The 18869-nt window shown below is 63.3% G+C and carries 17 protein-coding genes and 3 pseudogenes; 9 read left to right on the top strand and 11 right to left on the bottom strand.

Features of this window, described 5'->3' with window-relative positions; all coding sequences use genetic code 11:
* Positions 1-312: 312 nt before the first annotated feature.
* The 3 genes and pseudogenes from E1288_RS43030 to E1288_RS50755 form a co-directional block, all read left to right on the top strand.
* Positions 313-1133, top strand: a protein-coding gene (locus E1288_RS43030; RefSeq protein WP_235884216.1) for an IS5 family transposase whose coding sequence is annotated in 2 segments (ribosomal slippage) — positions 313-673 and positions 673-1133 — 822 coding nt in all. Because the reading frame shifts where the segments join, the coding sequence is not laid out codon by codon here.
* Positions 1134-1209: 76 nt separating this feature from the next.
* Positions 1210-2298: pseudogene (locus E1288_RS43025) on the top strand (IS701 family transposase); the annotation flags it as partial.
* Positions 2299-2578: 280 nt separating this feature from the next.
* Positions 2579-2895: pseudogene (locus tag E1288_RS50755) on the top strand (transposase); the annotation flags it as partial.
* Positions 2896-3011: 116 nt separating this feature from the next.
* On the opposite strand, the pseudogene E1288_RS43015 reads toward E1288_RS50755, so the two are convergent.
* The 8 genes and pseudogenes from E1288_RS43015 to E1288_RS42990 form a co-directional block, all read right to left on the bottom strand.
* Positions 3012-3360, bottom strand: a pseudogene (locus tag E1288_RS43015) (ISL3 family transposase); the annotation flags it as partial.
* An 87-nt stretch (positions 3361-3447) separates the two neighbouring features.
* The gene (locus E1288_RS48380) at positions 3448-3591 is read right to left on the bottom strand and encodes a hypothetical protein (RefSeq protein WP_207954882.1); all 144 of its coding nucleotides are present in this window, start codon (positions 3589-3591) and stop codon (positions 3448-3450) included.
* Between the two features lie 196 nt (positions 3592-3787).
* A complete protein-coding gene (locus E1288_RS48375; RefSeq protein ID WP_207954881.1) occupies positions 3788-3961 on the bottom strand; it encodes a hypothetical protein in 174 nt (57 codons plus the stop codon).
* Between the two features lie 558 nt (positions 3962-4519).
* Complete coding sequence (locus E1288_RS43005) at positions 4520-5923, bottom strand: sodium:solute symporter family transporter (protein ID WP_132494642.1); 1404 nt, start codon at positions 5921-5923, stop codon at positions 4520-4522.
* A 280-nt stretch (positions 5924-6203) separates the two neighbouring features.
* Positions 6204-6974 (bottom strand): GntR family transcriptional regulator, encoded by a 771-nt coding sequence (locus tag E1288_RS43000; protein WP_165968571.1) that lies wholly within the window; start codon positions 6972-6974, stop codon positions 6204-6206.
* A 2-nt stretch (positions 6975-6976) separates the two neighbouring features.
* On the bottom strand, positions 6977-7123 hold the full coding sequence (locus E1288_RS47605; protein WP_165968570.1) for a hypothetical protein: 147 nt from the start codon (positions 7121-7123) through the stop codon (positions 6977-6979).
* Positions 7124-7125: 2 nt separating this feature from the next.
* Complete coding sequence (locus E1288_RS42995; protein WP_165968569.1) at positions 7126-8118, bottom strand: arginase family protein; 993 nt, start codon at positions 8116-8118, stop codon at positions 7126-7128.
* A 419-nt stretch (positions 8119-8537) separates the two neighbouring features.
* The gene (locus E1288_RS42990) at positions 8538-10079 is read right to left on the bottom strand and encodes a PucR family transcriptional regulator (protein WP_132494636.1); all 1542 of its coding nucleotides are present in this window, start codon (positions 10077-10079) and stop codon (positions 8538-8540) included.
* Positions 10080-10223: 144 nt separating this feature from the next.
* On the opposite strand from E1288_RS42990, the gene E1288_RS42985 reads away from it, so the two are divergent.
* Positions 10224-11096: an arginase family protein gene (locus E1288_RS42985; protein WP_132494634.1), complete on the top strand. Its 873-nt coding sequence runs from the start codon at positions 10224-10226 to the stop codon at positions 11094-11096.
* A 45-nt stretch (positions 11097-11141) separates the two neighbouring features.
* Positions 11142-12584 carry an MFS transporter gene (locus E1288_RS42980; RefSeq protein WP_132494632.1) on the top strand — a complete coding sequence of 481 codons (1443 nt, stop codon included), beginning with the start codon at positions 11142-11144 and terminating at the stop codon, positions 12582-12584.
* A gap of 43 nt (positions 12585-12627) precedes the next feature.
* Here E1288_RS42980 and E1288_RS47600 read toward each other — a convergent pair whose 3' ends face one another.
* Positions 12628-12966: a hypothetical protein gene (locus E1288_RS47600; protein ID WP_165968568.1), complete on the bottom strand. Its 339-nt coding sequence runs from the start codon at positions 12964-12966 to the stop codon at positions 12628-12630.
* Here E1288_RS47600 and E1288_RS42975 point away from each other — a divergent pair.
* Positions 12956-14128, top strand: a complete 1173-nt coding sequence (locus E1288_RS42975; RefSeq protein ID WP_235884215.1) for a hypothetical protein — start codon at positions 12956-12958, stop codon at positions 14126-14128. The genes E1288_RS47600 and E1288_RS42975 overlap by 11 nt on opposite strands.
* An 86-nt stretch (positions 14129-14214) precedes the next feature.
* On the opposite strand, the gene E1288_RS42970 is transcribed toward E1288_RS42975, so the two are convergent.
* Positions 14215-14670: a Mov34/MPN/PAD-1 family protein gene (locus E1288_RS42970; protein WP_235884214.1), complete on the bottom strand. Its 456-nt coding sequence runs from the start codon at positions 14668-14670 to the stop codon at positions 14215-14217.
* 18 nt (positions 14671-14688) lie between these two features.
* Complete coding sequence (locus E1288_RS42965; protein ID WP_132494628.1) at positions 14689-16209, bottom strand: amino acid permease; 1521 nt, start codon at positions 16207-16209, stop codon at positions 14689-14691.
* Between the two features lie 157 nt (positions 16210-16366).
* On the opposite strand from E1288_RS42965, the gene E1288_RS42960 reads away from it, so the two are divergent.
* From E1288_RS42960 to E1288_RS42950, 3 genes are all read left to right on the top strand, one after another.
* A complete protein-coding gene (locus tag E1288_RS42960; RefSeq protein WP_132494626.1) occupies positions 16367-16969 on the top strand; it encodes a helix-turn-helix domain-containing protein in 603 nt (200 codons plus the stop codon).
* Complete coding sequence (locus E1288_RS42955; protein WP_132494624.1) at positions 16969-17688, top strand: B3/B4 domain-containing protein; 720 nt, start codon at positions 16969-16971, stop codon at positions 17686-17688. The genes E1288_RS42960 and E1288_RS42955 overlap by 1 nt, the downstream gene beginning before the upstream one ends.
* 510 nt (positions 17689-18198) lie before the next feature.
* Positions 18199-18869, top strand: a 671-nt coding sequence (locus E1288_RS42950) for an aminotransferase class V-fold PLP-dependent enzyme (RefSeq protein ID WP_132494646.1), incomplete at its 3' end; no start/stop codon positions are given.

Genomic DNA, 18869 nt, shown 5'->3' with positions numbered 1-18869 from the left:
GGCCCGCCCTCAAGGCAAACCCGTCCTACACCTGCCCGCCCACTGGCCCTGGGCCCAGCACTTCACCACCCTGCACACCGCCGCCTCATCACCGCCAACAGCAGCCTGACCAGCACCAACAATCGCCCACACGGGCCCGACCGGAGACCTTGAACAGTGGAACAGGCTGGGAAGACCAGCGGGCAACGCACGCCCCGCCCCAGACAGCAAGATCAACAACTCCGACCAACCCGCCCAAAGATCGACACCACCCTCATCGGTGCATCCAGGCTAAGGGCGTGTCTCATTTGGATCTTGGTCGGGTTTGCGTGCATGATCTTGGTCGTGGTTGATGAGCTGTCGCGGAGGTTGGTGCCTGATGAGCTGTGGGCACTGGCCGAGCCGTTGGTCCCGGCACATCAGGTCCGTCCGCAAGGAGGTGGGCGGTCTCGTGTGGACGATCGTGCGGTGTTCACCGCGATCGTGTTCGTGCTGACCAGTGGGTGTGCGTGGCGACACCTGCCGCCCAGCTTCGGCGTGAAGGTGCCTACCGCGCATCGCCGCTTCATGGAGTGGACGGAAGCGGGGTTATGGCGCAGGTTGCATCGCGCAGTACTCGATGAGCTCGGCAGCCGGGGAATGATCGACTGGTCCCGCGCAGTCCTCGACGGAGCTTCCGTCAGGGCCAGAAAAGGGGACCTCTGACCGGCCCTAGCCCCGTGGACCGCGGGAAACCCGGTTCGAAGATCCACGCACTGTCCGACCGGGCGGGACTGCCGCTGGCGGTTGCGATTTCGGCCGCGAACACCAACGATGCACACGCCCTCAAACCACTCGTTCTGGCGATCCCCGCGGTGAAGTCCCGGCGTGGGCCCCGCCGGCGCAAGCCGGACAAGCTCCACGCGGACAAAGCCTACGACCAGGCCGCACTCCGAGACTGGGTACGCAGACAGAGAATCACCGTGCGAATCGCCCGCAAGGGCATCGAATCCAGCGAGAAGCTCGGCAAACACCGCTGGGTCATCGAACGATGCATCGCCTGGCTGTTCGGCTACCGACGATTGACCATCCGCTACGAGCGCTACGCCAACCACTTCTGCGCCTTCCTCACCCTCGCCGCCGCCCTCACCTGCTACAAGAAACTCGCGAAATGAGACACGCTCTAATACGACAACGACAGGTTGTAATCTTGGATGGGTTCTGGTAGTTGATCTTGCTGTGTTGGCGGAGATGGTGGCTGAGTGGTCGGCGAGCTTTGAGGCGTTTCTGGGTCGGTTCGCCGGGCGGTTTCCTCGGGTGGAGTCGCGTCGGCGGATGCGTTGGTACGTCAGGGGTTTGCTGAGCGAGGTCGAGCGGAAGAACGGGTGGACGCTGGCTGAAGCCGCAGGTGATGCCGGGCCGGAGGGTATGCAGCGGCTGCTGAACTTCTATGCCTGGGACACCGACGGCCTGCGTGATGATGTTCGTTCCGCTGTGGTCGAGCGCATCGGTGATACCGATCAGGGCGTGCTCATTGTTGATGAAACCGGGTTTTTGAAGAAGGGCACCAAATCCGCTGGAGTCGGCCGGCAGTACTCCGGCACGGCAGGGCGATCGAGAACTCACAGATCGGCGTGTTCCTCGCTTACGCCTCTCCCAGGGGGCGCGCTTTGATCGATCGCGAGCTGTATCTGCCGAAGGACTGGACCGGTGGCCGTGAACGGTGTCGTGCGGCAGGGATCGGTGACGAGGTGGGGTTTGCGACCAAGCAGGTGTTGGCCCGCCGGATGATCGAACGCGCGTGAGGCGGATGTCCCATTCGGCTGGGTGACCGCGGACGAACTCTACGGGCAGGACACTAAATTCCGCCTGTGGCTGGAAACTGTCGATATCCCGCATGTGGTCGCGGTGCCCAAGTCCGCGATGGTGGTGTCGATGGAGCTGGCCAAGGTTCGAGTCCACCGGGTGATCGCCGAGCTTGCCGAGTCATCCTGGCATCGGCTCAGCTGCGGTGACGGGGTGCGCGGGCCGCGGGTGTCGGAATGGGCCGCGGTGGAGATCCGGCCGCTGCGCCGGCAGGGCTGGGGACACTGGCTGCTGGCGCGTCGCTCGGTCACCGATCCCGCCGACATCGCCTACTACGTGTGCTTTGGCCCTGCTCCCACGAGCCTGGCCGAGTTGGTGCGCGTCGCAGGGAGCCGGTGGGCGATAGAGGAATGCTTCCAAACAGCGAAGAACGAGACCGGACTCGACCACTACCAGGTACGGAGCTATCAGGCGTGGTACCGGCATATCACGCTGTCGATGACGGCGCTGGCATTCCTGGTGATCACACGGCAGATCCCTGAAAAGCGGCTCTGCCTCCGACGATGGTCGGGAGTAAAGCCGTTGTCGGTCAACGAGGTTCGTCGTTTGTGGAATCGGGTCGTGGTCCGCGTTGCGCACACGATCGAACATGTCCTGCATTGGTCAAGGTGGCGATTGGCGAGCCAGGCCCGTGCCCGGGCCAGTCACCACAAGAGACATCAACATCACAACCTGTCGTCGTCGTACTAATAGTGCTTTGTTATGTCTCGGCGTGTCGTTTCGATCATCCAGTGGATGGTGATTGACTTTGGTGGTGACTCCGGATGAGATCGAGCGGATGCGTCCCCGGCTGGTGGAGTTCGCGGCGCAGATGCTGAAGGGGCTGCCGCGGTCGGATCAGCGGGCCAAGGGTGAGTTGTACGTGCGTGGGTTGTTGACCGAGGGCGCGCGCGGAAGTCGATGCAGCCGATGGCCGAGCGGCTGGGCGTGGATCATCAGGGGTTGCAGCAGTTCATCACCTCGTCGACGTGGGAACACGGGCAGGTGCGCGCCAACGTGGCGAGGTGGGCCTCCGAGACGATCGACCCGGAGGCGTATGTGGTCGATGACACCGGTTTTGCCAAGGACGGCGACAGCAAGATCACCTACTGCCACCGTGCCACCAAGATCAGTTCTGTTACAAGTCCTTAGCTTGTTGTTTAACCAGGTGGCAACGATGTGTGACCCCTGTTGTTCATGATGAAGCCCGCCCATCGCAGCGCGCGACGCGACAGCTTCGCGTGCGGCTCGGCTGCCCGGCTGGTGTCTTGGCGCCATACATGCTCACAGCTGGTGCAGAGATAGGGGCGGTTCGCGATCAGCAACGTCGTTGGGCGCCACCCCAGCGGCTCGTGCGCCAGCGGCCAGGGCATCCGCAGCGGCGACTCCCCTGGCGAACTCGTCGGTCTCGACGATCCGGCAGGCCATTACCGCACGACCGGGCTCGATCCGTTGACCCACGACCTGCAGGCCGAGTTCGTCAAGACGGCAGAACGAGCCCAGTTCAGGGCGCACGAAGGTAGCGTGGCGCGTCGCGCCCGTCGGCCATCCGAGCATGAGCAGGTGTCGTCACGCCTACCGAGTCGACTGGTTTCGTGGGCGTCAGCGCCAGAATTCGGTGAGCTGCTCCGCAAGGGCTCTGCCTTAGTTGTAATCAGCTCGAGCAGCGGGCAGCGACAGATCCATCGCATTGGCGCCGAACATGTGCTCGGAGTTGCGGTCCGGGAAGATCGTTTCGACTCTGCTGCTGCGTGCGCGTAGTTCGTCGGCCTGTGCTGCAAGATGCACGCATGCCCCACCCCAACGGCGTCCGTGTTCTGCCGCCAAGTGGTGACAGCACCAGCACCCGCTCGTATCCGGCTGCCAGAGCGGCGTTCTCGTTGCGTCGGTAGCCGCCGTCGATGTATCGGTTGTCGCCGATACCGTGGGGAGGGACACCGAAGCCATTGGCACAGCGGGTGGCGATGGCGTCCGCCAGGTCGACTCAGCTGTGGCGGTCGAAGACGACCGGTTCGCCGGTATGGGCATCGACCGCCGTGATGAGCACTGTTCGTTCTGGCCAGTGCTGGCTGGGCAGTCGGGCGGCTACGACGGCGCGCCACTGCGTTTGCGCAGAACTGCGCGACGCCGCGTCCGTCTTGAGGGCCTCCACGCTCATTCTGCAGCGCATGTCGGCCGCATCCTCAGCGGCACCGATGACTGCGCTCGTTCTCTTCATATGCTCCGATGCCGACCCAATCGGAGCACGTCCACGGTCGGATCCGACCCGACCAGTCGGTGGCTGGGGCGCGGCGGAAAGGATGTCGGCAAGCAGTTCGGTCGATTGGATCCTGCTGGCTATCTGGGCTGCGGCGGGGGCCCATCGATCTCCTGGCCGACTAGGCGAAACCTAGAGCGACGATTGAAAGCCTCCGCGAGCTGGCTAAGACTGGGCAGATGGGCAACCGCGGGGCTGTTCTGCCAGTCGCGCGGGGGCAGCGCAAGGGGCAGAACAGCCCCGCGGTGGTCGGACCGATTACAGGAATCCTCGAGGTGCTGTACTCCGCATCGGCACTCGGGTACGCGGGACCAGGACAGAGTCCGTCGGCTGAGGCGGCGCGGTGAACCACTGAGGTGCGGTACCGCGCAGTAGCCATGCGGGACTGGTCATAGCCATGTGGTAGCGGTTCACATTCCTATTGACATCGGTAGGGGCCGTGCGCGGCTGTTAAGCCTTTCACGATGGGACGGCTGGGACGTCTTTCAAGGTGCGTTCGGGCGCGGAATGTTCCTTCCTCCTGACCAGGGAAGCCACGGCGAAGGCGACAAGGCTGGCGAGCATCCCGAACATGACGGGTTCATTCGCGTACAAGCCGTCTAGGATCATGAAGACAATGCACACCACAGAGCCAGCGACAATGGAGGCCACGGCAGCGAACGCGGTCGAGCGGCGCCACAGCAGCCCGAACGTGATGGGGATGAATAACCCCGCGGCGAGCAGGTCTGTGGCAACTGTGACCGCACCGACGACGGAATCCATCGCGAGCGCGATGGCCAGCGCAGCCACGCACACTGCCAGGAGCGCGATCCGGTTGGCTCGCAGCGAGTTCATGCGCTCCCCGTATTTCGGACGCAAGACGTCTCCGGTGAGAACGGTCGATGACCCGATCAGCAGACCGCTGGCCGTCGACATCGACGCTGCCAGAGCAGCAGCAATGACAACACCGAACACCCCGGCGGGCAGTACAAGAGAAGCGACCGAGGCGTATGCGTCGTCCGCGGTAGATAGTGTAGGCAGAAGCGCCTTGGCCGCCGTACCGATGAGTGCGCCGGCCAATCCGTACAACGCGCAGTACACCCCGGAGACAAGGGCTCCCCACCGGGCAACACGTTCCGACCGTGCGGTGGCGAGGCGCTGCCAGTTTCCTTGGTCGATCAGGAAACCGAAGAAGAAAAGCAAGAAATAGGCAGCAATGGTGCTGACTCCGATGCCGACCGGGTCAAAGTAGGTCGCGGGGAGCTTTTCTTGCAGGGAGCCGAGTCCATCTGCTTCGGCGATCGCCATGGGCAGCAGCAGCGCAAAGATTCCCACTGTCTTGATCAGAAACTGGATGACATCGGTCATGGTGATCGACCACATGCCGCCTGCGACGCTGTACAGCGTGATCACGGCCCAGCCCACCGCTGCCGCCAGGGCTCTTGGCATGTCGAACACGACGGTCAGCACAGTGCCGATCGCGATGATCTGCGCGACGCCGACGAAAAGGGTATAGAAAATCACGATTACTGATCCGAGCAACCCGGACGTGCGCCCAAACGTCCGTTCGAGTGCTTCGGGGACAGTACGCACTCCATTGCGATGCACCGTCCCGGCGAACAGCACGCCGATCATCGCGATGCCGAGCGAGAGCATCAAGACCAGTGCCATGCCGGAGATGCCGTGCTGGTAGCCGAGACTGACGCCCCCGACGGTCGCAGCACCGCCGAGCACGACGGTACTCATGGCAGAGGTGTACATGAACGGTCCGAGTCTTCGCCCGGCGACAGTGAAGTCATCCGAGTTCCGGTTCCGCCGACTACCCACATAGCCGGCGCCGAGCATGAGGGCGAAGTAGATTATGATGACGATCTTGTCGAACATTGCCGACTCCTTTGTCGGGGTCGAAAGTAATTGCGAGCAGAGGTGCTCACAGGGCAGAGATGGACGTTGCTCTGCTTCGGCGTTCGGCCAAGGTCAACTGCTGACGGCGCTCCACGCGAGTCGCTCGTAGGCGGCTAGCGTGGGGTTTAGCAGGGTGTGGACTAGCATCGCTGCTTAGACTGCAGTGATCGCGGGTTCCATCCATCAGCCGGGATGGCACGGCGGTAGCGTTTTGTAGTCGGCGCAGTGCTTGTTGTGTGGTGCGCCCGTCTTCGCGACGTTATGTGGTGCTCGGCCCCGTTTTCGGGGAAGTACCGGCAGCAAGTTCAGGCGCTAGCCGTTCGGTTGTGTAGTCGAACAGCGCCCGCAGGGCGGACTCGGCGCGGTCAGGGTTGCGCGCCTCGCATGCTGCTAGAAGCGTTCCCTGGTTCTCCACATCTGCCTCGATGTTGAGGCGTGTACCCAGGTACCGCCGAAAATACCGTTCGGCGTGACGCCGATACATACGGATCAGCTGCATGAGCCGTGGACGCCCGGCGGCCTCGTAGCACACATCGTGCAATTGCCATTCGCCGGACAGGTAACGGTCGATGTCCTCCTCGTCGTTGAGCTTGATCGAAGCCAACTGACGGTGATGCTGGCGCATCCTCACGAGGTCTTCGTCAGTGAGATTGACACATCCACGTCGGACGGCGACGCCTTCCAGAGCGATGCGGATGTCGTAGATCTCGCTGAAGTCGTCGACGGTGAGATCGGTGACGATCGCGCCGCGTCGCGGGCGTTGTGCGACCAGCCCCTCGGACTCGAGTCGTGCGATGGCCGAGCGGACCGGCATCGTGCTGATCTGGAATCGCTCGGCGAGTGGTGCCAGGCGAAGCACGGTTCCGGGCGGCAGGCCGCGGATAATTTCGCGTCTGAGCGCTTCGTAGACCTCCTGGCCTGCCGGCCGGACCTCGATCGCCTCCAGTTGGGCAAGGGGATCGTGCGGCTCAGCCGCGGAGTGAGCGGTGTCTGCGTGGCCTTTCGGCGCTGTGCTGTCAGTGCTGTTCATCATTAGATGTCGCCTTGCTGCCGGTGCTGTCCGGGACGCGCCGCTACTCCGGGCCTGGTCTGTCCGAGGAGAGTGCTGTTGCCGCCGCACATGGTGAGGGCGACGGCCGCGTTCGTCTCCGCGGCGGGCCGCCAGACCTCAACGTGCATCGCTACCTTCTGGTGCTCTCGGGAGTCCCTCGGCTGCTGCTGGTAAAGGGTACTTCAGCCTTGGGCGACCGCTGCGTGCCGATGACGTTGATCATCAAACGGAGGATCGTGTGCGCGGTGATCGACTGGATGTCGAGCGCCGGTTGGTACTCCGTGAATACCAACGCGGCAACCTTGTTGCGGCGGGCGAGACCGGATACCAGCGTGCGCGCTTCGTGGAAGGTGAGTCCGCCTGGCTCGCGGGCGCCGATCGCCGGAGCGATAGAGGTGTCGAGGCCGTCGCAGTCGATCGTGATCAGCCAACGGCCGTCGCTGGTGAGTGAGTCGAGAACCTTCTGCGCGCCATGCTCATGCACATCCCAGGCGGTGATCAACCGGTTTCCGGAGTCGAGAGCGTCCTTGATGTCCTGCGCACGAGCACTACCCGCACCCCGCAGGCCGACCTGGACGATGTCGTTGACCCACGGGTACTCGCGCAGCCGACGCATCGGGCTGGAGAACCCGCGAGTCACGCCGTAGCGCTCGTGGCGGAAGTCCAAGTGGGAATCGATCTGCAAGACGTTGATCTTCTCGGCTGTGAACGCGCCGCCGATGATCGGCGGGATCGAGTCAAACGCGCCGACGACGAGCGGGACGGTACCGCGGGAGATCAACGTGGTGAACAAGTCGATGCCGTCGTCCCACACCGCGTCCGGGTTGCGGAAGTCCGACGGCAGCGTGCCGAGGTCGGTGACCGTGGGAGTGTCGCCGGGGAACAGGACATCGCCGTAGTCGAAGTCGTAATGGTCCCAGTTCAGCGCGTAGGCCTGGCGGTATGACTCCTTTCGCACCTCGTCGGCCCCGCCTGCGCACAGTGTCAGGTCGGTCGCGTGATACGGCGGGCCGAAGGGCAGCCCGATGAACGCGTACGGGGTGTCTACCTGCGTCGCATCCGGTTGGTACGGCGCATTGAGGAAGGTCCGCTCGGGGTCGACCTCATCGATCAGGTACTTCAAGAAAGGCTCCTCAGGCTTAGAACGCGGGATGTGACGGAGCTGAAGCGTGGTTACCTGTGATCACGTGATGCTCCAGATCTCAGATCTGTGATCACAGATCTGAGTCTGAGTCGCTCGTGGTCCGAAGTCAAGAGGTCAACTCGAACTGCCGCCAGCCTCTGGCAGCGAGTGCTGTCGCATCCCTCGAGCAGTCCGCGGATGGTCCTGGGCGCCCACGCCGGGCGTCATACTGACGACAATCTGGCCTGATCAGCATCAGCTGAGTGCTCGATCAGAGCCACTGGGACGGCAGAAACAGCGGTGCGGTGTCGAGCCGTGATACAGCCGGGTGCCGCTGTTGTCGCAGTCCGGCTCTGTCAGTTTCACCTGCTGCTGAACCGGTCGCGGTGCTGTGATCACCGTGCGATTCATGCGGTCAGCTATCGCAGCTGGTGAACGTCCCTCGAGACCACCAGGAGCGCGCGCACGGTCGCTGAGTCGAGATCGAGCCCGAGTAGTTCACCCACGTTGTGCACCCGTCGCCGAAGGGTCTGGCGGTGTACGGCGAGCGCGCGGGCAGCGATGTCCACGACGCCGTTGGCGTCGAGGTAGGCCTCGAGAGCGTGTTTGAGGGCAATGTCGGTCAAGCGATCCCATGTCGAGGCGCGGAGGTACCGAATTGTCTCGGGCGGAAGTGCTGCAGGAATGACGTTTTCGAGTGGGAGGTCACCGGCAGCGACGACTTTCCGACGCAGTCGCGTGGCGAGCGTGGCCAGGCCAGTCGCCTCGTCGTGTAGGGCCAGGACTTGAAACGAACGGGCAGTGTGGGAGATACCGATGCGAGTGGTTACAGTCGAGGATTCGCACGATTCAAGCCAGGCGTGAAGTGCAGCAGAGAGTGCCGCTGGTTCGTCGCGCGTCGTCGGGGCTGTCTCAGGGTGTCGTACTAAGAGCGCGCCGATGGTGTCGTCTGTCGACCAGGCCCTTGCCGACCACCCGGCGTCGTGAGAACACTGCTCAAACGTCTCGACTTCGGCCGGGCTGGGCGGCGCGTCGACCTTGGCCAGAACAACGCGAAGGTTGTCCGACTGCTCGATCCCGAGCGCGGCAAGCAGGAGACGACGCGTGTCTTCCGAGGTACCTGGATCGATGATCGCCTGCAACGAAGCATTGCGGAGGCGCCTTTCGGGCTCGCGGAGAACCTGGCTTCTCGACAGCTGGAGGGCGAGGAGCGACGCTGTGCTAGCCAGGAGTAGCCGCTCCTGGTCGTCGAAGCGGGTTTTCCGTACGACGAGGAGTGTTGGAGCGTTGGCGCCTGGGCCGCGGTTTACGACCACGTCTCTATCTGACTCACGGATGCTGCCCGAAGCGGGGTCGGAGCCAGATCGGAAACGCACGAACGTTTCGGCGAACTCGTTGGCAAAATTCGCTGCTCCGGGGCCGGCGGCGGCGAGGGTGGTGTGTGACCGATCGACGACCGCCGCGCCGCAGCGCAGCCGCCGGGCGAGCTCCTGGACGAGTGGCTCGCAAGTGTCCTCAGTGAGGCTGAGATCGGCGAGTGCCGTCTCGGCGACCATGAGTGTGCGCAGACGTCGATGCTCGGCTTCGATCCGGGCGCGTGCGACGTACTCCGTGATGGCGATGTACGGCGTTTTCAGGGGCACTATGAGGAGCGGGATACCTCGAGCTTCGGCGAGCTCTGCCCATCGATCGGGGACATGTGGATGCTGATCATTGACCCCGCATCCGATACCGGCGACACCGGTCCTCGCGAATGCGTCGAAGATGCGCTCGGGGTCGGCATCTGGCCGACGAACGAACAACGTCGTGAGCAGGAATTCGCCGCCAGACAGCCAAGGGGTGGGGTCCTCGACCTCCGAGACGTGGACCCAGCGCACGACGTTCGACAGGCCGGCCGCGCCTGCGATGCAGCGCAGTTTGAGCTCGGCCACGCCGAGCAGATCGCCGACGGTGACGCTCAACCCGACTCCCGGTTTCGATCACTGATCTGTCGATCCGAACTCATCGATATCGCCGAAATAGTGTATGACACACCTGTATGCGTTCCGCAAGATGTTGGGCACCGAACAGAGAGTTCGGTGTGATTTGAAGCGAGAGGCGGGCGCATGGCAGCGCGGGAACGACGGCGGTACGAGCTCATCGGCATTCCGTTCGATGGGGCAGCAACTCTCGGATGGCCGGGATCGCGGTACGCCCCTGCGCGGATTCGAGAGCAACTCGCCTGGATGACGATGCGTGCGGAGAATGGCGAGGTCTACTCGCTCGACACCGGAGAGCTTCACCCGGCGCCGAAGATCGAGGATGCCGGCGACGTCTCGGTCGTGCCGCACGATGTCCAGACCACACTCGATCGTTCAGCGGACCAGATCGCCGATTCCGTCCGCGTCGGTGCGGTTCCGCTCGTCCTCGGCGGGGACGACAGCGTCCTCTACGCCCTCATCGATGGCGTGCACAGGGCGACGTCGGGACGACTGGGAGTCATTCACTTCGATGCCCATCTCGACATCATGGACCACAACGAGCGGCAGGGTTCGTGGAGCCACTCGAGCGGGATGCGACGTGGGCTTGAGCTCGAGCGCGTTGACCGGGAACACGCGATCCAGATTGGGCTGCGGCATTTCAACTACCCCAGTTCACGTGCGGCCGTGCACAAACTCGGCCCGGCGCAGATCACCGCCGGTGAGTTCCACCGGATCGGGGTCGAAACCGCGGTTGAGCGGGTACTCGATCACGTCCGGGGCGCCGATCACATCGTGTTGAGCTTCGACATCGATGCGATCGACCCGGCCCATGCTCCCGGGGCCGGTGCCCATGAGCCTGGTGGCCTGACGTCCAGGCAGGCCATCGACGCAGTACGAGCACTCGCACCCCACATCGACGCCTTCGCCGTGACCGAGGTCAATCCGCTCACGGACCACCGCGATCTCACATCGAACCTCGCCGCGTACCTCACCTATTACACCGCCGTTTTCGGCTGACGAACCCGCGCGAGCGGTCCTAAGGACACAGACAAAGGAGTCTTCATGTCCATTCCTATTGGCTCGTCGGGTGCATCGAGAGCCAGCAGCCCTACCGCGCCCGATACCGGTGCGGTTCTCGTCATCGACCGGGCGCGCCTGCACCGCGCTGTCCGTGGTGCCTTCGTCGGCAATCTCATGGAATGGTACGACGTCGGCGTTTTCGGCTACCTCATCGTCACGATGGGTCCTGTGTTCCTCCCCGAGGCGGATTCCGGGGCGCAGGTGCTCTTCATGCTCGGGACCTTCGCGAGCACTTATCTGTTCAGGCCGTTGGGCGGAATGTTCTTCGGCTGGCTCGGTGATCGTGTTGGACGCCAGCGGGTGCTCTTCACGACGCTTGCGCTCGTCGTCGCTGCGACCTTCCTCATCGGCACCCTGCCGGCTTACGACGCGATCGGCATCTGGGCTGCTCTCCTCCTCATCGTCCTGAAGGTCGTGCAGGGTTTCTCCGCTGGCGGCGAGCTCACCGGTGCGATCACATTCGTGAGTGAGAGCGCACCCGACCGCAAGCGTGGTTTCTACACGGCATTCCTCGATGCGGGCAGTTACCTCGGCTTCACCCTCGGCGCGGTGTTCGTCACCGTCCTCCAGGTGGTGTTCGGCCAGCAGACAATGGTGGATGGTCTGTGGCGGATTCCCTTCCTGGTCGCTGCGCCCCTCGGGCTCATCGCGATCTACTTCCGTCTGCGTGTTGGGGAAACTCCTCACTTCGAGCAGCTCAAGGCGCGCAGGGCGTCAGGAACCGAGGTACTGACACATGCGCTGGGGCCGGTCGGCCTTGTTCGGCGGTACTGGCGGCAGATGCTCCAGGTGCTCGGTCTCGTCGCTGCTGCGAACACCGTCGGTTACGCCTTCACGTCGTACATGCCCACGTACCTATCCGATGTTCAAGGCTTCGACTCCGTCTCGAGCAACCTCGTGAGCGTCCCGCTGCTCATCGCCATGGCATGCTCTATGCCCTTCGTGGGAATGCTCTCGGATCGGATCGGGCGCAAGCCTGTGCTCTGGCTTGCGTCGGGCTGGGTCGTTGTACTGAGTGCGCCGGCCTTCCTGCTCCTCAACACGGGGAAGACCGGGCTCGTCGTGGTGGGACTCGCGATGGTGGGCATCCCTGTCGCGCTGTACATGGGTGCGCTCGCCTCGACCTTCCCGGCGCTCTTTCCGACGAGTCACCGGTACGGCGGCCTTGGCATGTCGTACAACATCAGCGTCGCCGTCTTCGGCGGCACCGCGCCGCTGTTCATCGAGTCGCTCATTCGGTGGAGCGGTCACCACATGTTCGCGGCGTACTACCTCATCGCGATGTCCGTCGTCGGCGTCATCGTTGTCGCAACCCTCAAGGAGTCTGCGCGACAAGCGCTGCCGGGATCGGCGCCGGCGACTGACTCTGTCGAGGAGGCACACGCGATGCGTCTCGCTCACTCGAATGCTGCGGATGGTGAATGAGCGCAAGCACCCCGGTCTAGCTGAACAGCCGAGGCCGGGGTGCTCACAGCAGGTCCGCTGACCTCCGTTCATAGCTGAGCTGGGTACATCGGAGATCGCACTGCGTGCGGTCGATCGAACCGCGAGGCAAGCACTCATGCCGGACGATCAGCCATGGTCCTGTGCCCACGTACTCGGTGCCGACCGAAAGAACATCACGAACCTCGCCCGTGACCGCCGCACCGATCTCTTCGACGCCCGTCTCGGGCGCCGCGGTGGCAACAGACTTCCGCGCTGACAAGGCCCCCATGACACGCACCACTAAGAACCTCCCGAATCCAGTGATATCAACGTCATCGACCGCGGTCATGCGGTGGCTAACCGGGCTCGCCATGGTCGCCATCACCGCAACACTGGCCATCGTGCTCACCGGCGTGTCCAGCGCCTTGCCACAGCTGCTGCCCAACTACGAAAGCTGGCTGTCCGAGGCCTATTCCAGCATCCCGCAGTTCCTTCGTTGGTTGGGTGGTGAGACCGCCGAAGCGCAGTTCTTCAAGACCGAACTCGGTGGACTGGGCATGCTCCTGGGCGGCTGGGTCGCCCACCGCGCCTGGAAACGAGGTCGGCGTTGGGCAGGTTTTCCCATCAGCTACGGAACAGGCTTGTGGCCTTGGATCGTGGGCTCTGCGCTCCTTGGTCTGCTGCTGTCGGACCTTGTCTGGGGCTGGACATCGGTCGTTACCGGTACGGCCCAGCCCACCTTCGTGCCTTTCGTCTCCGTTCCACCAGCTATCGTCCTCGTCTACGGCGCGGGTTGGTCGGTGGCAGTCACTGGTGCCGTGCTCGGCGCAGCCCTGACAACGCCGATCGCCCTCCTCGCAGTCAACTTCGTATGTCATCCGCTTGGGCTGCCTGCTGTGACCGGAAGCGTCACCGGTATGTGGGGCGGAGCGCTGATCGCGTTTCTGCTCGCCCGACGCCTACCGTGGATGCAACCACCCGGTGGCGACTTCTCTCCGGACACACCTGAGACAACCGGACAGCAAAGCGCCCCAGCCGGCACGTCGACCGCGCCTTCCCAGCATGGACCGGGCTGGGTGGTCCGGCGCGTTCTCGCCGACTTCACCGAAGCACCCTTCCACGGCAACGAAATCGCTGCGATCGGACTGATCGCCGGAACCGTACTGTCCTATGTGCTCAACCGGTTGACCCCGGTGTACGGCAGCGGCCTGTTGCCCGCTGTGCTGACGGCCCAGGTGCTTACCGCGACGCTTGGCGTTCTCCTCTACCACCGTCGTTGGGTCGAAGCCGGCTCGTATCCCACCTTCGTCCCGGTCGTGTCCGTCGCGCCGGCAACCGTGCTGACTTACGGCCCAACCGTGCAGGCCATCGTCGTCGGGGCTGTTCTCGGAGCTATCGCAGGACCACCGCTGGCCGCTCAACTCTCGAAACGCCTGCCGCCGGACTTCCACCCGTTCATCGGCAACGTCTTGTCGATGACCATCTGCACTCTGACCATCATTCCCCAGCTGAGCATCCTGCCGGGTTTCACCGCAGCCACCTGAACCGCCGATGCCAGTCTGCAGGACTCTGCACTTCGCGTGTCTTCACGCAGGTAGGGGACATTGCCGGAGCCGCGCTCGTCGCAACATCACTCCACCCGCAGTGTGTCCTCGGCGACCTCACCGGCCTCGGTGAGGCAGAAAGATCGCACCTCCGGCTCGGTGTCATCACGCCCTTTCAACGCCACGATCACGAAATGAATGTCGGGTTGCAAGGTCATGAACTCTATGTCCTTCGGTGAGGGGTAAGCCTCAGGAAGCCCGGAATCAGTCATAGGCCGCAACGGCACACGTGAATGCGAGTGAACGGCCGCGAGAGAAACTTCGCCGCGGGCAAGAGCCTGCCGGTGCACCTCGAGCTGTTCCGTCGGATCGAACCGCCAGCTGTAGGCCTGCACCGCAGGGTCGTCGGCGTTGGCCATCGGCACGTAACGCTCAGGACTGGCTCCCTCCAGCCCCAGGAGCTGACCGCACACCTTTCGCGGATAGTCACGGCGAGCATGCGCGACTATCGACTCAACCAAATCAGCACGCAAATGGAACATGCTCTTTCCTCTCATTACTCAGCTGTGTCCGGGTGACACGGGGTCCTGGGTGGTGTTTTCGTCCGGTTCGGCAGTCGCAGTCTTCCGGTGCTCCACCTGGCGGGTGGAGGCGACGACGGAATGGCTTCTGCCGTACGCGAAGTAGAGCAGCACACCGATGGCCATCCACATTCCGAACACGACCCAGGTCTCCAAGCCGAGCGTCACCGCGAGAAATCCGCAGAACAAGAACCCGAGTACTGGTGTGATGGGGTACAGGGGCACCTTGTAGGTGTGCGGCAGGTCTGGACGGTTGCGACGAAGGTAGATCACCGAGATGTTCACGAGGGCAAACGCGAACAACGTGCCGATACTTGTCGCGTCGGCCAGTTGCCCGAGAGGAACGAACGCTGCGGTCATCGCGACGGCAACGCCAACGATGAGGGTGTTCGCGATCGGTGTGCCCGTCCTAGGGGAGACCCGACCGAAGAGCTTCGGTACGAGACCGTCTCGGGACATGGTCAACAGAATTCGGGTCTGCCCGTACAGCACGGTCAGAACCACGCTCGCGATGGCGATGACCGCACCAACCGAGAAGAGCAACGCGACCCATGGTTGGTGGGTGATGTCGCTCAGGATCGTGACGAGGGACGACTCTGAGTCGCTGAACTGCGTCCACGGCAGTGCGCCGACTGCAGCCACCGCAACGAGCACGTACAGCACCGTCACGATGATCATGGAAGCGATGATCGCTCGAGGCAGGTCCCGACGTGGATTCTTCGCCTCATTGCCCGCGGTGGACGCCGCATCGAAACCGATGTAGGAGAAGAACAGCTGCGAGGCGGCAGCGGAGATGCCGGCAACGCCCATCGGGGCCAGGGGCTGGAAGTTGCCCGCGTTGAACGCCGTGAAAGCCACTGCGGTGAAGAAGAGGAGGATGCCGACCTTGATGAGGACCATGAGGGTGTTCACCCACGCGCTCTCCCTGGCCCCGTGAATGAGCAGCAGCGTGGCCAGCAGGACGATCACCGCAGCAGGTACGTTGACGATTCCTCCGGAGTCCGGAGGCTGCATCCAAGCGTCGGGGATGCTCAGGCCGAAAACACTGATCGCTTCGTTGATGTACTGACCGGCACCGACAGCGATCGCGGCGACGGAAACCGCGTACTCCAGCACCAAGCACCACCCGCACACCCACGCGATCCCTTCGCCCATCGTTGCGTAGGCGTAGGAGTAGCTCGAACCAGAAACAGGGACACGGCTAGCCATTTCGGCGTACGACAGGGCAGAGAGGAACGCGGTTACCCCGGCGAGGACGAAGGCGATCCACACCGCGGGCCCGGCCATGGGGACGGCTGTGCTCAGGATTACCAGGATCCCTGTTCCGAGTGCGGCGCCGACGCTGATCATCGTGAGGTGCCAGACGTTCAGCGTGCGGCGGAGTTGCTGGCCCGGTTCCACGCCTTCGTTGTCGGCGATGATCGCGTCGACCGACTTTCGTTGAAGTAGTTGAGCCCCGAGGCGTACGTGAGGTCTGGCCGGAGTGACCTGTTTCGTCATTGAACAGCTCCCTTCGCGAGGAGCTCATGCTAGGGCAGTGTGATGCACTATACAAGCAACTTAATGCACTGGTCGACTTGTGTTGCTCGGTTGATCTGCAGGTGGAGGCGATAGTCCTGGCTCTTCGACTGCACTGTTGGTGCAGTATGATGCCACCATGGGCGAATCAGACAGACGTGTCGTCGATGCGAATGCCGTGGCTGAGGTCATTGGCGGGCGCGTCCGGCGGTGGCGCTCCGAGCGAAACTGGACGCTTGATGGGCTTGCGGAGCGGTCCGGTGTGGGGCGACGGACACTCGTGCTCATCGAGCAGGGGCAGTCGAATCCCAGTATCGGGCTTCTTCTCCGGCTCGCGAGTGCCTTCGGTGTCGGGTTGTCCGATCTCGTTGAAGACGTGGCGACAACTCCTGTTCGCGTTCACCGGGCAGGAGAGGCGCCTACCTTGTGGCAGGGGTCGAACGGCGGCCGCGGAGTCCTCGTCGGGGCGACTGAGCCGCCGCAGGTCGTTGAGCTCTGGGACTGGGTGATGGCTCCCGGGGAGCGGCACGACAGTGAGCCTCATTCCCAGGGGACGAGGGAAGTGCTGTTCGTGCACGAAGGTCAACTGGAGGTCCACGTCGGCACGAACGTGGAGCATCTCGCAGCGGGTGACTCGGTCGTTCTTCGCAGCGATCAATCGCACGGGTACGCGTGTGCAGGAAGTGAAGGTGTGCATTTCTCGATGACGGTCTTGCAGCCGGGCGTAGGAGGAGGGGCCTGATGGAAGCCCAGCTTCGTGGGGTGGAGTGGCTCAATTCTGCGTCTGTTGAGAGCAGCGTCTTCCAGCTGCGGCCCGACTACAGGGCGTTTCTCGTGCTCGCGGAAGGTCTCGTTCCCGGCGAGAGTGATGCTGTGAGCGGTCAACTGTTGGCTGACGCTGAGCTGAAGGTTGCCAATGAGCTCGATGGGCGCCGCCCTGAGGAGCTTGACGAGCTTGCGGCGTGGCGTGAGGCCTATCGCGCGTTCGGCGCGAAACCGCAACGCACTCGGTCCAGCGTCGAGGCGCTGGTCCGCCGGGTTGACGGTGGTCTGCCGCGGATTGACCGGATCACTGACACCTATAACGCGATCTCGGTCGCCCATCTGCTTCCGCTCGGCGGGGAGGATGTCGACAAGTACGTCGGACCTGCACAGCTGGTACGGGCTACTGGTGAGGAGGAGTTCGAGACGGCGGCCGAAGGGCAGCCTGCCGTCGAGCACCCCAAGGCCGGCGAAGTTGTGTGGAAGGACGACGTCGGGGTGACATGTCGGCGGTGGAACTGGCGCCAGTCAACACGGACTCACATTGGAGATCGCACGGTTCGCGCCCTGTTCATCCTTGATGGACTGCTCGATGTCACGTCGGAATCGGATTTGATCGCTGCTGGTGAGGAGTTGCAGGCAGCTCTTGCCGGGTTCAGTCCGGAGGCCCAGTTCTCTTCTCGTCTGTTGGCGCCCTGACGTTCGCCCAGGAAGCGAGGTCGCCCTGTCTCGGCGTGGGAAGGTCTGATGGTGCGACCTTGAGTAGCGCTATCAGTCAACCCTGACACTCGAGAACTGTTGCCGCGCAACGCAATCCTATAGGGCATTCTAGTGCACCATGAAGTGCAATATTGTGCTAAGATGAGTGAAGTGGGCGGCCGCTGGTAGGAGGAAGCTGGCGCTTGTCCTGAGGCGTCGGCGGATACCACTCCGTGAGCTCCGCGGGTCTGCCGCATGGGCGTGCGGCCTACTGAGTGCTCGACCCAGGACAGAGGTGCTGGCCCGCTGGCTTGGCGACGGGCTGTCGTGCATTGAACGAATTTTGACGCCGCTGAGGTTTGCTTGACGGCAAGGCAGAGCCGGCGATCGCTGCTTGGCGAGGGGAGCTGGACGGGCTCCTTCTGGGCTCGGCCGGAAGCTCGGTCCCCGGCCTTGTCTGGCGGTGCCCTGGTTCTGTGTCGGCTTAGCAGAGAGACGAGGTCATCTTTTATGAGTGAGAACGTTCGCAACAATCCCAGGCCGGACAAGAGCGATCTGGCGAGCCTCGCGTTCGCTACCCAGGCTGTGCACGGTGGGAACACGACTGATTCCGCTGGCGGAGCGATTCGTGCACCGATCGTGATGGCGAACTCGTACTTGCTTCCGGATGATCCGTCCGAAATGGATTGGTCCGACACGGAAACCCTTTCGTACACGCGAAACTCGGGGTTCAACCAGATCTGCCTTCAGACGAAGCTGGCCGCTCTTGAACGCGGTGAAGACGCCGCTGTCTTCACCACGGGTGTGGCCGCGTTGCACGCCATGTTCTTCTCGCTGCTGAAGACCGGCGATCACGTGGTGCTGGGGGACGTCACGTACGAGGCCGTGTGGCGTCTGATGGCCGAGTTGCTTCCCGAGAAGTACGGGATCGAGGCCACGTTCGTCGACATGGGCGACCTCGATGCGGTTCGTGCGGCGATGCGACCGAACACCCGGCTGGTTCACACCGAGGCGATCGCGAATCCGACGACCAAGGTCGCTGATGTCGCTGCTGTCGCGGAGATCGCGCACGCGCAGGGGGCGCTCGTCTCGATCGATTCCACCTTCACCCCGCCGCCGTTCTTCCGGCCGCTCGAGCTGGGGGTCGATCTCGTCGTCCACTCGTTGACGAAGTACATCAA

The sequence above is a fragment of the Saccharopolyspora elongata genome (genome assembly GCF_004348985.1).
Taxonomy (GTDB): domain Bacteria; phylum Actinomycetota; class Actinomycetes; order Mycobacteriales; family Pseudonocardiaceae; genus Saccharopolyspora; species Saccharopolyspora elongata.
The sequence above is the reverse complement of the archived record's forward strand: the minus strand, read 5'-3'. Positions and strand labels throughout refer to the sequence as shown.

Excerpts from the sequence above, each read along its gene's own strand:
- E1288_RS42980 (WP_132494632.1), top strand. The coding sequence starts at position 11,142 with ATGTCCATTCCTATTGGCTCGTCGGGTGCATCGAGAGCCAGCAGCCCT.
- E1288_RS42965 (WP_132494628.1), bottom strand. The coding sequence starts at position 16,209 with ATGACGAAACAGGTCACTCCGGCCAGACCTCACGTACGCCTCGGGGCT.
- E1288_RS48375 (WP_207954881.1), bottom strand. The coding sequence starts at position 3,961 with ATGAGCGTGGAGGCCCTCAAGACGGACGCGGCGTCGCGCAGTTCTGCG.
- E1288_RS43000 (WP_165968571.1), bottom strand. The coding sequence starts at position 6,974 with ATGAACAGCACTGACAGCACAGCGCCGAAAGGCCACGCAGACACCGCT.
- E1288_RS42985 (WP_132494634.1), top strand. The coding sequence starts at position 10,224 with ATGGCAGCGCGGGAACGACGGCGGTACGAGCTCATCGGCATTCCGTTC.
- E1288_RS43005 (WP_132494642.1), bottom strand. The coding sequence starts at position 5,923 with ATGTTCGACAAGATCGTCATCATAATCTACTTCGCCCTCATGCTCGGC.
- E1288_RS42970 (WP_235884214.1), bottom strand. The coding sequence starts at position 14,670 with ATGTTCCATTTGCGTGCTGATTTGGTTGAGTCGATAGTCGCGCATGCT.
- E1288_RS47605 (WP_165968570.1), bottom strand. The coding sequence starts at position 7,123 with ATGCACGTTGAGGTCTGGCGGCCCGCCGCGGAGACGAACGCGGCCGTC.
- E1288_RS42960 (WP_132494626.1), top strand. The coding sequence starts at position 16,367 with ATGGGCGAATCAGACAGACGTGTCGTCGATGCGAATGCCGTGGCTGAG.
- E1288_RS42975 (WP_235884215.1), top strand. The coding sequence starts at position 12,956 with ATGGTCGCCATCACCGCAACACTGGCCATCGTGCTCACCGGCGTGTCC.
- E1288_RS42955 (WP_132494624.1), top strand. The coding sequence starts at position 16,969 with ATGGAAGCCCAGCTTCGTGGGGTGGAGTGGCTCAATTCTGCGTCTGTT.
- E1288_RS47600 (WP_165968568.1), bottom strand. The coding sequence starts at position 12,966 with ATGGCGACCATGGCGAGCCCGGTTAGCCACCGCATGACCGCGGTCGAT.